This is a genomic window from Mesorhizobium sp. 1B3 (genome assembly GCF_050958605.1).
Classification (GTDB): domain Bacteria; phylum Pseudomonadota; class Alphaproteobacteria; order Rhizobiales; family Rhizobiaceae.
The window spans coordinates 558,089-573,922 of the sequence record NZ_JBJHDO010000002.1 but is presented as its reverse complement, the minus strand read 5'-3'; the positions used below and the strand labels follow the sequence as shown (position 1 = coordinate 573,922).

General features: G+C 59.1%; 12 protein-coding genes. 9 read left to right on the top strand and 3 right to left on the bottom strand.

What is annotated here, in order from left to right:
- Position 1 precedes the first annotated feature (1 nt).
- A complete protein-coding gene (gene acnA / locus ACCO56_RS07810; protein ID WP_433639293.1) occupies positions 2–2,689 on the bottom strand; it encodes an aconitate hydratase AcnA in 2,688 nt (895 codons plus the stop codon).
- A 264-nt stretch (positions 2,690–2,953) separates the two neighbouring features.
- Here acnA and ACCO56_RS07805 point away from each other — a divergent pair, with 264 nt between their 5' ends.
- The 9 genes from ACCO56_RS07805 to ACCO56_RS07765 all read left to right on the top strand — a co-directional run bounded on the left by ACCO56_RS07805 (position 2,954) and on the right by ACCO56_RS07765 (position 13,557).
- The gene (locus tag ACCO56_RS07805) at positions 2,954–4,531 is read left to right on the top strand and encodes an ABC transporter substrate-binding protein (RefSeq protein WP_433639290.1); all 1,578 of its coding nucleotides are present in this window, start codon (positions 2,954–2,956) and stop codon (positions 4,529–4,531) included.
- A gap of 7 nt (positions 4,532–4,538) precedes the next feature.
- Positions 4,539–5,546 carry an ABC transporter permease gene (locus ACCO56_RS07800; protein WP_433639288.1) on the top strand — a complete coding sequence of 336 codons (1,008 nt, stop codon included), beginning with the start codon at positions 4,539–4,541 and terminating at the stop codon, positions 5,544–5,546.
- Positions 5,547–5,549: 3 nt separating this feature from the next.
- Positions 5,550–6,398, top strand: a complete 849-nt coding sequence (locus tag ACCO56_RS07795) for an ABC transporter permease (protein WP_433639286.1) — start codon at positions 5,550–5,552, stop codon at positions 6,396–6,398.
- Complete coding sequence (locus ACCO56_RS07790; RefSeq protein ID WP_433639283.1) at positions 6,391–7,392, top strand: ABC transporter ATP-binding protein; 1,002 nt, start codon at positions 6,391–6,393, stop codon at positions 7,390–7,392. Before ACCO56_RS07795 ends, ACCO56_RS07790 begins: the two co-directional genes overlap by 8 nt.
- A gap of 31 nt (positions 7,393–7,423) precedes the next feature.
- The gene (locus tag ACCO56_RS07785; protein WP_433639281.1) at positions 7,424–8,338 is read left to right on the top strand and encodes an oligopeptide/dipeptide ABC transporter ATP-binding protein; all 915 of its coding nucleotides are present in this window, start codon (positions 7,424–7,426) and stop codon (positions 8,336–8,338) included.
- Between the two features lie 40 nt (positions 8,339–8,378).
- Positions 8,379–9,230, top strand: a complete 852-nt coding sequence (locus ACCO56_RS07780; protein WP_433639278.1) for an alpha/beta fold hydrolase — start codon at positions 8,379–8,381, stop codon at positions 9,228–9,230.
- A 14-nt stretch (positions 9,231–9,244) separates the two neighbouring features.
- Positions 9,245–11,341: a hydantoinase/oxoprolinase family protein gene (locus ACCO56_RS07775; protein ID WP_433639276.1), complete on the top strand. Its 2,097-nt coding sequence runs from the start codon at positions 9,245–9,247 to the stop codon at positions 11,339–11,341.
- Positions 11,334–13,046, top strand: coding sequence for a hydantoinase B/oxoprolinase family protein (locus tag ACCO56_RS07770; RefSeq protein ID WP_433639273.1), 1,713 nt, complete (start codon positions 11,334–11,336; stop codon positions 13,044–13,046). Before ACCO56_RS07775 ends, ACCO56_RS07770 begins: the two co-directional genes overlap by 8 nt.
- 283 nt (positions 13,047–13,329) lie before the next feature.
- Complete coding sequence (locus ACCO56_RS07765) at positions 13,330–13,557, top strand: aldehyde dehydrogenase family protein (RefSeq protein WP_433639821.1); 228 nt, start codon at positions 13,330–13,332, stop codon at positions 13,555–13,557.
- Positions 13,558–14,078: 521 nt separating this feature from the next.
- On the opposite strand, the gene ACCO56_RS07760 is transcribed toward ACCO56_RS07765, so the two are convergent.
- Both ACCO56_RS07760 and ACCO56_RS07755 read right to left on the bottom strand, forming a co-directional pair.
- Positions 14,079–15,344 (bottom strand): TRAP transporter large permease, encoded by a 1,266-nt coding sequence (locus tag ACCO56_RS07760; RefSeq protein ID WP_433639271.1) that lies wholly within the window; start codon positions 15,342–15,344, stop codon positions 14,079–14,081.
- Complete coding sequence (locus ACCO56_RS07755) at positions 15,341–15,823, bottom strand: TRAP transporter small permease (RefSeq protein ID WP_433639268.1); 483 nt, start codon at positions 15,821–15,823, stop codon at positions 15,341–15,343. Before ACCO56_RS07755 ends, ACCO56_RS07760 begins: the two co-directional genes overlap by 4 nt.
- Between the last annotated feature and the right edge of the window lie 11 nt (positions 15,824–15,834).

The window sequence follows — 15,834 nt, the reverse complement described above, 5'->3', positions numbered from 1 at the left end:
CTCATTCGATTGTCTCCTTGACATCAAAGCCGGCGCGCGACTTTGTGAAATTCGCCAGGACGTGAGGCATCACCCCTCCAGCGGCCAGCCATTCTGCTTCACGCTCCGTGTCAATGCGCAACCGCGCCTGAAGCCTCTCCGTCCGTCCGTCTGGCCAGGTCACTTCGACTGTTACGGCACGTCCCGGAGAGATGTCGGCCCAAAGACCCGGGATGCTGACAGTCTCGGCGCCGGTCAGTGCCAGTCGGCGCATCGCGCCTTCCTTTATCTGCAGCGGTACGATGCCCATCCCGACGAGATTGGACCGATGGATACGCTCGAATCCTTCGGCGAGCACGGCCTCCACGCCGAGCAGATGCGGACCCTTCGCCGCCCAGTCCCTGGATGAACCGGCGCCATAACCTTGTCCGGCGAAGACCACCACCGGCCTGCCTTCTCGGCGGTAGCGCTCGGCAGCGTCGTATATCCACATTCGCTCGCCGGTGGGCTGGAAGAGAGTCCAGCCGCCCCGAGCCTGCGGCAGCATCAGATTTCTGATCCGGGGATTGTTGAATGTCCCTCGCGCCATGACATCAGGATTGCATCTTCGCTGCATGTAGTTACCAAGTTCACTCGGCTCGACGCCGTTTGCGCGTAGGTAAACCGCCGCGTTGCTATCAGCTGGTATCTGCCCGGCTGGCGAAATGTGGTCCGTCGTCACAAAGTCGCCGAAGAGCGCCAGGATCGCCGCCTGCCTCACGTCACGACGTTCGCAGAGCGGCACAGCCGTCTGGAGGAAGGGCGGTTTGCGGATGAGCTGGCTGTTTTCGTCCCATAGGAAGACCGGCAAATCCGAGGAAGGAACATCACGCCACAGAGCGTCGCCACTTTCGACGGTTGCGTAGCGGCTAGCGAAGTTCTCCGGCATCAACGTTTGCGGCAAGAGTGCGGCTATCTCCTCGGGGCTTGGCCAGATCTCGTCGAGAAGCACTGGCCGTCCTTCCGGATCGGTACCGACAGGCTCGCTTTCAAGGTCGATCAGCATGGTGCCGGCCAAAGCGTAAGCAACCACCAGCGGTGGGGAGGCCAGATAGGAATTGGCCACCTGCGGGTGGACTCGCCCGGTGAAGTTGCGGTTTCCCGAAAGGATCGCCGTCAGTGGTATGCCGGCCTGTGCGGCGGCCGCCGCTTTGGGAATCAGCGGACCGGAGGCGCCGCCGCAGGTCATGCAGCCGAAACCGGCAATGGTGAAGCCGAGGCGTTCCAGCGGCGCCATTAGGCCAGTGCGCCCGAGATAGTCCGCTACCACGCGCGAACCCGGAGAAAGCGACGTCTTGACGAAAGGGCGGACACTCAGCCCGCGCTCGACGGCCTTTTTCGCAAGAAGGCCTGCAGCCAGCATGACGTCGGGATTGGACGTGTTGGTGCAGGACGTAATTGCCGCGATAGCGATGTCGCCTGCACGCATTGCATCGGGAGCGCTCATGTCGTTGGCCTCGACAGTGGCTTCGATCGCCGCGCGCGCCGTACGGGCCACTTTGCCAAGCCCGATGCTGTGGTGCGGCAGGTCTGGGCCCGCGACGGTGGGGCCGATTTCCGACAGGTCGACGTCGAGGATCGTTGTGAAGTCCAACTCTTCGTCACCGAGCCACAAACCCTGGTGGCGCGTGTAGGCCTCGACCAACGGCACCAGATGCTGCCGGTTGGTTGCCGCAAGATAGTCCAGCGTGGCCCGATCCACGGGGAAGAAGCCACAGCTTGCACCGTACTCGGGGCACATGTTGGCAATCGTGGCGCGTGTCGCGACGGGCAGTGATGGGAGGGCGGGGCCGAAGAACTCGACAAATTTCTGCGTGACACCCAGCTCGCGCAGCTTGCCGGTGAGGACCAGCACGAGGTCGGTCGCGGTCACACCGGGCTGGAGCGTGCCGCTTAACCGCACACCGACCACCTCCGGAAGCTGGATGCTCACCGGCTCGCCCAGCAAAGCCGCCATCGCTTCGATGCCCCCGACTCCCCAGCCGAGCACGCCCAACCCGTTGATCATGGTGGTGTGACTGTCGCCGCCAACCAGCGTGTCCGGAAAAGCATCCATCATGCCATCCGTGCCCGGCTCCGCCCAGACTACGCGCGCCAGATATTCCAGGTTAATCTGATGACAAATACCTTGCCCCGGCGGGATGACGCGCAGGTTATCGAAGGCCCGCTGGGCCCACTTTGCCACCGTATAGCGCTCGCCGTTCATGCGGTACTCTTCGGCAATATTCAGCGCCGCCGAATCGGGCGATCCGGCATGTGTGGTGACGACGGAATGATCCATGACGAGGTCGACCGGGCGTACCGGATTCACCAGTTCCGGCGGACGGCCGGCGGCCACCATCCGATCGCGCATGGCGGCAAGGTCGCACAGTACCGGAATGCCTGAACTGTCTGGCATCATCACGCGCGCCGGATAAAAGGCGACCTCGGCAGTCCTGCTTTCACCCCAGCGAGAGAATGCATCGAGCGTTACCTGCGTGACTATTCCTTCGCCTTCGTGCCTCAGGTTGTTTTCGAGAAGCACTTTCAGCGATCGTGGCAAGCGAGAGATATTTTTCAGTCCGTTTCGCTCTGCCTGAGGAAGGCTGCACATTCGGTAACGCTTGCCATGGACCTCAAGTGTCGAACGTGCCGAATAGGTGTCCTGCGCCACGCGACGTCCCTCCCCCATTAAAATCTCCGGCAAAACAGCCCGTCGCCGGCAAACTCTCTTCCTTGATCGAGGCCGGACGCCCCGAACCCGAGGTAGTGCACAACACGCATTACACGGATTGGGGCATCTGAGCCTCTAGGCCCAAGCGTGGGTGCATTTTAGGCTCTCCCTCTTTGGATAGTCAACAATATCGATGATATTTTTCTAAAACGGCGTTGACACGGGCAAGAATGTCGACAAAATCGCCCGACAGCGAGACGACGCGCAAAAGGGGGAACGGGAATGGACAGGCGCTTTTTTCTGAAAATGGCAGGTGTTGGTCTGGGGTTGGCCGGGGGAGAGCTGTCTGCAAGCCGGGTCATGGCTCAGGTGTCTGGCTCCACACTGGTCTGGGGCTCCAGCATGTCTCCGTCCCTCGATCCGCACGCGCAACTCGACAACCCATCGATGTTCACGCAGGTCAACGTCTATGACAGCCTGTATATTTATGAGGGGAAGGATATCGCCCCCAAACCCTGGCTGGTCCGTACGGTCAGCCAATCGAGCGACGGAATTTTATACGACTTTACTCTGCGCAGTGGCGTGAAGTTTCATGACGGCGTTCCTTTGACCGCTGCCGATGCAGTCTACAGCCTGAAGCGCGCAATCAATCTCGGGCGCCAACTGAAGCCGGTTTATGAGGCCATCTATGACCCGAACGAGGTGGAGCAGACCGGCGAACTATCGTTTCGCGTCAAGCTGAAGAAGCCCTACGGCGCCTTCCTGGATTCGCTCACATTGCTTGCCATCGTGAACAGCAAGCTTGTCGAAGCGAATGCGGGCAGCGACATGGGGGCCACCTGGTTGAGCGGACACGACGCGGGCAGCGGTGCATACGCGGTGGTCGAGGGGAGCTATCGAGCGCAGGAGTCGCTCGATCTGGTTCGGTTTGCCGACCATTTCGATCCGGGTAAGATCGAGCGCATACTTCTCCGTCCCATCAAAGATGACAGCACCCGCCTGCTCGCCTTGCTCAAAGGGGACATCGACGCGACCACCCCTTACCTGCGTCCCGAGCAGATTGATCGGCTTCTGAAGAGTGACGATGTTGAAATCGTCAAGAGCGCACCGCAACGCATTTTCATGATCAACATGAACAATGCCCGGCCGCCATTCGACAATCGCAACTTCCGCAAGGCGCTTGCCTGCCTCTTCCCATACGATCTGTATGTGACGCGGCTGCTCAAGGGGCAGGTCCTAGCAAACCGCGGACCGATTCCGGAAACCTTGCTGGGCGACGGTTGGGAGCCGACGAACGCCTATTCCTATGACTTGGACAAGGCCAAGGAGCATCTTGCAGCGGCAAGAAGCGAAGGTGCGGACGTCGACCGTCCGTTGGAGTTTTTGTCGGCAATCGGGTTTGACGAGACGTTGACCGTCGGGCAGCTCATGCAGTCGGAGATGAGAAAGGTCGGCCTCGACGTCGTCGTCGGAAAGTCGGCTTATGCAGACTTCGTGAAACGTGTTCAGAATGTCGAGACCACACCGGATTTCTGGTCCATTTGGGTGCCCAGCTACTACTACGATCCCAATGCCTATCTTGCCCCCTACACCGAAGCGACGCATGGCACGACGCGGGGCGCCGCATGGTACAGCGATAAACAAACGGAGGAAATGATCCAAAAGGCGAGCCAGACAACCAATGCCGAGGCCCGCCAGAAGCTGTACCGCGATATCACCGAACGGCTCCTCGACCAGTCGCCGTCCATTTGGATCTATAATGGCGGGTATGTTCGCGGGGTTCGATCACGCGTTGAGGGCTTCCAACCCGATGCGATCGGCGACGGCGTTCGCGTAAGCAAGCTTACGATCTCGGGTTGATCGTTTCATGCCGCGATTCTTCCTTTCCAGGATCGGCCAACTCGTCCTCGTGCTGGTTGGCCTGACGATTCTCCTCTTTATCTTGACGCGTCTCTTGCCGACAGATCCCGCCGTCCTCTTGGCGGGGGATCAGGCAACTGCAGCACAAGTGGCGATGCTTCGTGAGCAACTGGGCCTGAATGATCCGATTCTTCAGCAATATCTGCGATTCATTACAGATCTGCTGAGTGGCGATTTCGGCGTCAGCGTTGTGACCGGGCAATCCGTTGCCGGGGAGATCGCATACCGCTTTCCTGCGACATTGGAACTTTCAGTGGCGGCGCTGCTTCTGTCCATCCTGGTCGGGGTTCCCTCGGGCATTCTCGCTGCCGGTAGCCGCGATGGTGTGCTCGATTACGTTATTCGCTTCTTCTCCATCGCCGGACTCGCTGTTGCGTCGTTCTGGCTCGCGGTTCTTCTGCAACTCGTTTTCTCGATGGGCCTTGACTGGCTTCCTTTGCGCGGCCGATCCACGGTTGGCTATCCTGTGGCACCGCATGTGACCGGGCTCTTTGTCATCGACTACACGCTCGCCGGCGACCTTGAGGGGTTGAAGCAGACGTTCAAGCACCTGGCGTTGCCTGCGATCACCCTGGCCTTCCCGGCTGCTGCAACCATCATGCGCTTCATGCGATCCTCGATGATAGAGACTCTGAATGCCAGCTATGTCTCATGGGAACGCGCCGTCGGCTACCGGGAGCGCAGAATCCTCTGGAGGTATGCCGCACGCAACGCGCTTTCGGCAACCGTGACGCAGTTGGGCCTTCTCTTTGGCCTCCTGCTCTCCGGCTCCGTTATCGTCGAGGCGATCTTCGGATGGCCGGGCATCGGAGACTATCTCTACAACTCAATTATCGCAGGAGATTTCGCGCCGGTCGTCGTGACAACTCTCCTGATTGCGATCTGTTATTCGGTTATCAATCTGTTGGTCGATGCTCTGAATTACGTGCTTGACCCGCGACTGTCGGGGGTCTGAGCAATGGCGATTATTCGACACATCCTGCGAGATCCTGGAGGACTGTTCGGACTGATCATCCTGTTCATTCTCCTTTTCGCGGCCATCTTCGGCGGGTTCCTGGTGCCTCATCCAGAAGCGGCCTATGAAACTGTGATCTGGGACGCATCGCTTCCTCCTTCTCTCGATCACTGGTTCGGAACGGATGCGCTCGGTCGCGATGTTTTTTCACGCGTCGTGCTCGGAGCAGGGTTGATCCTGAAGATCTGCATCGTGACTACGGCTGGCGCAGCACTGATCGGCGTGCCTCTTGGCTTGATAGCGGGCTACTCGAACAGCGTCATACGCAGCACGATCCTCCGGGTGACGGACGTGTTTCTCGCTTTGCCGCAGTTGGTCCTGGCTCTGGCGTTCGCCGCTGTGCTCGCGCCTTCGATCGAGACCGCGATGATTGCTTTGACGCTGAGCTATTGGCCTATGTTCACCCGGGTGGTGTACGGCGAGACCCGACGCATCCGTACTCTGCCGTTTATCGATGCGCTCGAGGCATTCGGCGCGTCGAGGTTTCGGATCATCTGGTTCCATGTGCTGCCCAACGTAGCGCCCGTGATCATTGTTCGCGCCACGATCGGGTTTGGCGTTTCGATCTTGGCAGCATCGGCGCTTGGGTTCATGGGCCTGGGCGCTACGCCGCCCCAACCGGAATGGGGATTAATGGTTTCCGAGTCGCGCGGAGACCTGCCGTTCGGCTGGTGGCAAGCCACGTTCCCCGGCCTTGCTATCTTCTTTACGGTCATAGCATTCAATTTTGTTGGAGACGCGGCTCGGGACGCGATCGATCCCACGTTGCGGAGGGGCGACCGTCGTGGCTAGCCTGCTCCAGCTTGATGACCTGTCCGTCGGAGTCCAGGTCAACGGCCAATCGATTAAGCTGATCGACCACGTCTGCTTCTCAGTGGCACCCGGGCAGATACTCGGTCTGGTTGGTGAATCGGGCTGTGGCAAGTCGACTGTCGTCAAATCGATACTCAATATCCTTGGACGTGGGTTGCGATTTGAGGGAGGGGCTATCCAGCTTGAGGGGAAGGACCTGACAACCATGTCCGAAGCCGAGCTGTCGCGCGATGTGCGTGGCGGCCGGATTGGCTTTGTTCCCCAAGACCCGATGTTGGCGCTGAACCCGACATTCAGGGTCGGCACACAGTTGCTGGAGATTTGGAAGCGCCACGGTCCGGCCCACCTGAGACGCGACACCAAGACAGGGCGGCAAAGCATCATTGATCTCTTTCGCGACGTGCAACTGCCGGAACCCGAAGAAGCGTATCGGAAGTACCCCCATGAGTTCTCCGGCGGACAACGGCAGCGAATCCTGATCGCTGCGGCGCTACTGTGCGGCCCGAAACTGATTATCGCGGACGAGGCCACGACTGCCCTTGATGTAACGATCCAGCACCAGATCCTTGGCTTGCTCAAGAAACTCGCAAAAGAAAGGAAGGTTGGAATTCTCCTGGTGACCCACGACTTGGGCGTTGTAAACGCGATCTGCGACAGTGCAGTGGTCATGTATGCTGGCCAAGTCGTTGAGTCCGGCAATGTTGACTCACTGCTAGGTTCGCCCGCGCACCCTTACACGCAGGCTCTCTTCGAGCGTCATCCGGATCGCGAGGCGCAGCTGTCGGGCATTCCCGGCCTCGTCGCTCAACCTGGAAGCTTCCCGACTGGTTGCCGGTTCCGTCCTAGATGCTCCAAGGCACAGGACGGCTGTGCAACTCGCTCGCAACACTTCCAGCCGATTGCTGCGGACCACTCGGTCAATTGCATCCTTTATGATGTTGATGAGGAGCATAGCCATGCATTCGCCGGCTGAGATCCTAGTCGCTCGCGGGCTTACGACCAGAGTGGGCGAAAAGCGCCCGATCAACGCCGTAGATGGCGTTCATCTCACCCTCTTTGAGGGCGAGTGCTTCGGCCTAGTAGGTGAATCGGGATCAGGGAAGACGACTTTGATACGGACGCTTCTCGGGAAGCAACCTGAAAGCGAGGGTACCATCCAGCTCACAGGCCGCGACGTTTCCAGGCAGTCGCCTCGAGTCGCCAGAAATCAGCGCCCGGAGATACAGCTCCTCCACCAGGATCAAACTGCCGCCTTCGATCCCTGGTGGCGCATCGGTGCAACCCTGCACGAGACACTGCGGATTTCCGGCATGAAGAGCGCAAAGGAGCGTCAGATGCGGATTGAGGAGATGCTGGCAGCGGTTGATCTCCATCCGGCCGCCCTCCGTCGCTTTCCGCACGAGCTCTCTGGGGGGCAAATTCGGCGTGCCGGCCTCGCCCGGGTCTTGTCGTTGCGCCCTCGCATTGTGCTTCTCGACGAGCCGACAGCCGGCTTGGACCTGTCGGTGCAGGCAAATGTGCTCAAGCTGTGTCGAGACTTGCAGCAAAGATTTGGCCTGACGTTCCTTATCGTTTCGCATGATCTGAGCGTGGTGCGCCGCATTTGCGATCGCACCGCGATTATGTATCTGGGGCGCATAGTCGAGCAGGGGCCGACGACCCAGCTGTTCGAAAGTCCCCGTCATCCCTATACCCAGATCCTGCTGAATTCCCGGCCAAGTCTCAAGCATAAGTTAAAGGACATGCCTGAAACAGGCGAGCCTCCGTCACATGGCAAGCTTCCATCAGGCTGCCGCTATTCGCCGCGATGCGCTTTTGCCGCCGATCAGTGCCGCACGACCGAGCCTGCATCGGAGACCCTTGGCTGGGCCAGCGTCGCCTGCCATCGATGGCGCGAACTCGCGGGGACCGCCGCCTGAGCGCGGCAGTTTCGCAATCACCGAGAATGGAGAGCTGGTTTTGCCATACGCACAGGTTGGAGAAAGTCGCATCTACTATGAGGTGCGCGGAGACGGACCGGCGGTGATTTGCCCCGGAGGATGGAGCATTCTGACCGGCGCGGGGCACGATCGGTTACCCCCTCAGCTAAGGGAGGGGTTCACTACGATCGTTTACGACCATCGCGGGTTGGGGCGCTCGACAGACGACAGTTCGTCCATCTCGACGGTCACACTTGCCGACGATGCGTCGGCGGTTATCCGTCATGCTGGCTTCGGGAGAGTCCATGTTTTTGGACATGGCGGCCTGGGGGCCTGCCTGTCCCAGCATCTCGCCGCCCGACACAAGGACCTCGTCAAGGGCATAGTGTTAGTCGCCGGTTGGGCCGGTCCTGACACCTACAAGCAAGCACAGTTCGCGATGGCCCAGTTCGCCTTCGAACATGGCGGGTTCGAGGCATACCAGAGATATGGGGCGCTACTGATACACACGCCGGAATACTTCAATGACCATTCCGACGAGATCCTGTCGGCTAAAGGCTCATGGGGTGAGTTCAAGTCAGCGGATTTATCAGCCTTGCGCCGCATCCAGCGCGCCACCAACGAACATGATGCGCGTGACATACTACCACGGATCGAAGCACCCTGCCTCGTCGTGCATGGCGAGCTCGACGTTGTCGATCCGCCGCGACTTGGCGAGGAACTGGCGCGTCTCATACCCTTCGCCCGCCTTGAGATCATTCCGGGCACCCCACATGCCATGCGCACTAGTCCGGAAGGGTACAAGAAACTTGGTTCGTTGGTCAGCACATTTTTCCGCCAACTGGAATATTGGCAGGCTCAAGCTGTCAGCTGGCAGGGCGCGCCTGAGTGAATCGGGAGAAGAAAATGACGCAAGTTGACAAAGCCGAATTCGCCCTCGCCGTTGATGTTGGCGGGACTTTTGTAGATCTGACGCTTTGCGACCTTTCGACCGGTGCCCGCTGGGTGAAGAAGGTTCTCAGCGATGTCGGCCCGCAAAAGGCCTTTGTAAACGGGGTCAAGATGATCTGTGCGGACGCCCGTATTCCACATTCACGGATCAGCCGCGTGGTCCACGGGCTAACGCTCGCTACCAACACAATCCTAGAGCAGAGTAATCCGCGGGCTGCCGTTGTTACGACGGAGGGTTTCGCTGATGTGCTAGAAATAGGGCGCCACGACGCCCCACGCGACGCGACCGGTCATCATTGGTTGAAGATACGTCGGCCAATCACGCGCGACCGGGTAGTTGAAGTCAGGGAGCGCACCAGCTGGCAGGGCGAACACGTTGTGGCTCTTGAAGAAGAGGCCCTTGTCGCGACGGTGAACAAGCTACGGGCTCTTGCTCCGACTTCGGTTGCCGTCTGCCTGCTAAACAGCTTCATCAATCCAGAGCACGAGGTGCAAGTGGCCGCTGCCATTCGGGAACAACTGCCCGGCGTCCATGTCACATCCTCTCACGATGTTCTGCCGCAATCAGGTGAATACGAACGCAGCATGGCGGCGGCGTTGAACTGCTACACGATGCCGGTAGTAGCCGAGTACCTGAGCGCGCTTGAAAATGAGCTTCGCGCCATCGGTGTTGTGGCCCCGCTTTACATCATGGCGTCGGACGGTGGCGTGTTGAGTGCGAGTTCCGCTCGACGCCTGCCGATTCACACGGCCCTTTCCGGGCCTGCCGGCGGTGCCGCGGGAGCTGCGAAGTTTGCTGCAGAACTGCGGGAGCCGGGCATCTTTACCTTAGATGTCGGGGGGACCAGCACCGATGTTGCCTGCGCGCAGGAGGGGGCTGTCGACGTGACTGTCAATGGGTACATTGGCGACTTCCCCTTGGCAATTCCGGTTTTGGATGTTCATACGGTTGGTGCCGGCGGCGGATCGTTGGCGCGTGTGCGCGACGGTCGGTTTACGGTTGGACCCGAAAGCGCGGGTTCGCGTCCTGGGCCCGTCTGCTACGGGAAAGGGGGCGTTGAGCCTACCGTGACCGACGCTTTGCTTGTGATGGGGCTATTGCCTGAAGAATTGGCCGGCGGCTCACTTAAGCTTGATCGCCGGGCGGCCGAACGGGCTATTGAAGTTTACGTCGCGGACCCGCTCGGGATCGACCCAATCAGCGCCGCAGCCGGGATCATTCGCTTGGCCAACGCGAACATGGCGGCAGCAATACGTCACATCTCAACCGAACGAGGCCGCGACCCGCGCGAATATGCGCTTATGCCGTTCGGAGGTGCCGGCGGACTACATGCTGTCGATGTCGCCCAGCAGATCGGAATTCCCAAGGTCGTTGTGCCGCCGGCGCCTGGTGTATTCACAACAGAAGGTCTGCTTGCGGCAGACCTGAGCCGACATTTCGTCCACTCGTTCGCTGCTCCCGTGAGGCTTGATGGCATTTCCGTTGAAACGCTCAACGACATCTATGCGCAATTTGAACAAGAGGGGCTCGCGTGGCTCGAAGGAGGCGCAAAGACAGTTGATCACAACCAACGGCGATATCTGGATCTGCGATACAGTAACCAAGGATACGAACTCATCATCGAGGTTCAGCAAGGCCGCATCGATTCGTCGGCAATAGAGCGTGTCAGCCAAGATTTCCATAGTACCTACGAAATACGCTACGGCTATTCTCTCAGGGACGTTCCCATCGAGGTGGTACGTGTTCGGTCATCGGCTTTCGGGATCCTGCCGCATGCGGCTAGGCCGAATGCGAAGGCCAGGATGGCTGGCTCCAAAACTCAGCGCATGGTCTTCTTTGACAGCGCAGGATGGATGGAAACTGCCGTCATCCAACGCGAAGCACTGAGCCCGGGTGACGTCGTCAGCGGACCTGCAATCGTGCAGGAATATGACAGCACCACCGTCTTGCCGCCGTTTACCACCACCACAGTCGCGCAAAATGGCGCGTTAATAATAACATTTGTGCCCGTCATCTCAGATGCCGATGCGAAGGATCTTGCATATGCTTGATAAGATAAGACCCCAGTCCGATGCGGTCACCCGCGAAGTCATCCTCAGTGGCATCAAGGCAGCTGTCGCCGAGATGGATGTCCTGATCGGCCGCGCTGCTATGTCCCCCGTGATCAAGGACAAGAAAGACTATTTCATGGGCCTTTTCGATTCGAGAGGCCGGATGATACACGTATTGACCTCCTATTCTGGGCCTGGTCTTGTTCAGCCCATTCTCGATCGCTTTCCTGTTGAGGAGATCGAACCTGGAGACACATTCTTCTACAATGATCCGTTCTCGACCAAGGGCGCCGTCGGTCACCTGCCGGACATTGTCATCACGATGCCGTTCTTTTCCGGCGGGGAGGATCTGCTGGGATTCTCTGTCACATTCGGCCATTTGGCAGACGTCGGTGGCCTGACTTATGGCTCGAGTGCCATGGAAGCGAAAGACACGTTCCATGAGGGAATGGCATTCACGCCGATGCGTGTCGGCCGCAATGGCAATGTTGATCCGACCTTCATGGAGACCTTGCTGCGCAACACGCGAAGCCCCGATCTCGTCCAGGGCGATTGGCGTGCCCTGCGTGCGGGATGCCAACTCGGCGTCGCTCGGGCTGAAGCGCTGATCCGCAAGTGGGGCGATGTGGCCTTCAAGGACACCGTTGAGTGGTCGCTATCCCGCTCGGAAGCTCGGATAAAACGCATCATCCACGATGTTCTCGCGGATGGCAGCTATTCCGCGGTCAACTACGCGGACGGCATGTCGACGAGCCTGCCGAAATTGAAGGTTGGCGCGACGTTGAAGAAGATCGGTGATCAGATGATACTGGATCTGACCGATTCGGACGACCAGGTGCCGGCTCCACTCAACTATATCGCTAGCTTGAATGGCGTTCGCTTGTTGGTCCAGATGCAGCTCAAAGTGCTCGATCCGGAAATCGGAAACGACGAAGGGGGCATGCAGTCGATCACCGAGCTTGTCCTACGTGAGGGCAGCGTGGTGGCGCCAACGTTTCCGGCGGCTCTCTCCAACCGCGCCATGCCGCGAAGCGCGCTGATCAATGACATCTCCGACATTCTCGCTGAGATGAGCGCGGGCAAGATGTCAGCCTCGAGCCCCGTGCATATCGTATGCAGATTCGCGTTCGAAGATGGAAAGACGTTGGGGGAAACGCTCGGACCCGGGCAAGGTGCGCGTCCGTTCGGCGACGGCCCGGATGTAATATACGGCGCCGCTCAGCGCAACTATCCCGTCGAGCAACTCGAACCTGTCTATCCCGTCCAAATCGAACGATATGAGATTCGGACTGATTCTGGGGGCGTGGGAAAGTTCCGCGGCGGTTGCGGCGCGAAGCGCGCGCTGAGGATGATGTGCGATGGCGACTTCTCGCCGCGGTTGAGCAATACTCTCATTCCCTGCCCAGGCACAAATGGGGGCGGTCCGGGGGGGCTCGGGCGTGTGACGTTGTATAGAGAAGGAGGGGCCCCTCAGACATATCCTGGCGTGTATGGCGGCATACCATTCAAAGCCGGTGATCTCATCGTCCTAGAATCTAGCGGTGGCGGCGGATGGGGAAACCCCTTGGAGCGACCGGTCGAGCTAGTCCTCCGCGATGTATCCGAAAGGTTCGTGTCGGCTGACGCCGCTTGGGAAAGCTATGGCGTTCGGATTGAGGACGGCAAGGTCACAGAGCTGCACCCCGCTCGCATTGCAAGTGCGTGATCGCCACGGCGTTCCGGTTCCATGCTACGGAGCGTCAGATGATAAAGAACTAGGTACGCGCTGTGGTACTTAGTTCCAATATCTATCCGATGAAGAGTAAGACCGTATGTCCGCTGCTGCTGGTGAGGTGACTCGCCCTAAACTGCGCGTCCGAGATGCTCGGGGTGAGCTGAGCCGATCCTCATCACAGGAGGGCGAGCCGTCGCACACGCAGGTAAAGACATGATCGAAAAGCGCCAGTTCTACATCGACGGAAAATGGATCGAATCGAGCGGCGGCGGCGCTGGAAGTCTTCGATCCTCCGACCGAGGAGGCATGCGCCACGATCGTTCACGGAACCACGGCCGACACCGACAAGGCCGTCGCCGCCGCTAAGGCGGCATTTGCGCCGTGGAGCGCGACCGAACCATCCGAGCGCCTAGCCCTGGTGAAGCGCATTCTCGAGGTCTACCAGGGAGCGCATGGCGCAGAACCGCGAACTGACGCTGGACGAGCTGTGCATCGAACTTGAAGGGGCGCGGGGTGATGGTCCATCGCTCCAGCGTCGGGCGTCTGTTGCACCGTCTTGGGCTCAGCCACAGAAAACGCTTCAGGCCAGAGAGCAGCAGCGCCCGACATCCGTGAGGCGCGCGAACTGTGGACGGGCAAGCGAAAGCGCTTCTGCGCCAACGCCTTGAGCCAGCACCGCGCAATGCTTGCGAGGCCGAAGCCACGGAGACCCCAGCTTTGCTCACTACATCAACAATTATTGCCCGACCGTGCAGCCAATTTTCGAATTCATCTGCCATTTTGTGGGGCCGAGTGGCCTCATATTAGGAGTAATGCTGCCACGTGCAACTTCGATGCAAGTTCCAGAAGAACGCTACGCTTTCGAGATGGTCGAGTCCTCCCGACTATACCGAACTCTCCGGTCGAATTGGGGCGGTTCACGAGAGCCGGGAGGCAGGCCGAGAAATTTCTTTGTTGAATTCCTCCGTCTTTCTTGCCTTCCGTCATCTCGATGCTGCGTGATTCAGCTTGGATCAAGGATATTCAGGAGACCAACGCCAGACTAAACCATGGAACGAACGTGATGCAAACGAGCGCTATTAGACGGACCAAGTAGAATGGCAATACTCCTTGAACGACTTGTTCCACTGGAAGTCGGGATATCCCACTAACCACAAAGAGATTAAGGCCGACCGGCGGAGTTAAGGTCGCAATCTCGACGTTCGCAGTCATAATCACGGCAAGATGGATAGGATCCACGCCGAAATGTGGAGCCATCTGGAACAATGTCGGCGCAGTCAGCACGATCAGCGATACACCATCAACGAACATGCCCAGCAGGATAAGAACAAGATTGACCGCGATCAGGAACATCCACGGCTGCATGTTTATCGCTTGCGCAAGTTCGGTAAGCTGATCGGCAAAACCGATGCGAGTCAGCACGAAGGCCAGGAGCGAGCCTCCAATGACGATCAGATAGATCATGCCGGATGCTAAAGCGGTGGACTTGCAGGCCTCCCAAACCTCACGGAGATCTGCGGTTCGATAAATGAAAAGGCATAGGCAAGCTGCGTAAGCGGCTGCCACCGCGGATACTTCGGTGGGCGTGAATACGCCGCCATAGATAGTGCCGATGATAAGTGCTGGGAAGATGACTGCGGGAAACGCCGGGGCGAATGACTTGCGAAACAACCGCCAGTCAGGACTGGGAAGTTTGGTGCCGTAGCCACGTCGGCGGGCAATGAGTGTCGCGGCTACCCCAAGTAGGACCGCTTCCAGGATGCCAGGCAAGATACCTGCGATGAAGAGACGGTCAATAGGCAGACCGATCATCGAACCGATAAGGATGAAGGTCAGAGATGGCGGTATCATCAAGCCCAATGTCCCCCCTACCGCGACTATGCCGGCGGCGAACCGCTTGGGATAGCCATCGTCCGACAGGATTGAGACCGAGGACTTGCCGATAGCCGCGGCCGAGGCTACAGAACTGCCCGATACGGCGGCGAAGAAAACGCATCCTAGCATAACCGTCAGGGCGAGCCCGCCTCGCATTGCTCGGATGATAGAACCGATCAGCTCGACGAGTATCTCGGCGATGCGTCCTTTCATCATTAGCTCACCGGCGAGGATGAAGAAGGGCACCGCGACCAGAGCGTAACTGTCCACCGTCCTGAACGCATTCTGGGACACGATTGCCACCGGCAGCCCATCCAGCCACAACATGATCGCTGCCGTCAGGCCCATGGCAATTCCGACGTGCGCGCCGATCGCAAGAAGTAGAAGTAGCAGAACTACAGCGAAACCGATCACAGCAGTTGTTCCTCTTCCTCAACCGGCGAGAAGGGGTCCTTGGGCCGCCTCATCAGGCCAACGAGACGATTGAAGTAGAAGATTGCCAGAAGCGCAGCGCCAATAGGTATAAACTGGGCGATGATCCACATCGGCAGCTCCAGGCTGCTTTCGCTGCGCATCATGGTGCGCATTAGATGGGAGGTCTGGCCCCAGCCCGACCACGCCAACACGCAGGAGAAGACGAGCCCCGCAAGCACGGCCACCGCCCAGGCTGCAATCTGGATGCGGCGGGGCAACAGGCTCACGAAATACTCTGCACGGATGTGGCGACCTTGTGCCCCTGCAGCGGCCAATGACAGAAAGGCCGTGACGATGACGGCGAACCGCACCACCTCCTCCGCCCAAAAATAGCTTGTCGAAAAGAAAGCGCGTGACAACGACTCGAAAAGCATCGTCCCGAGCGAGACCAAGAGGGCAAGCGTGGCGAAGGTGAGCAAACCTCCCGAGA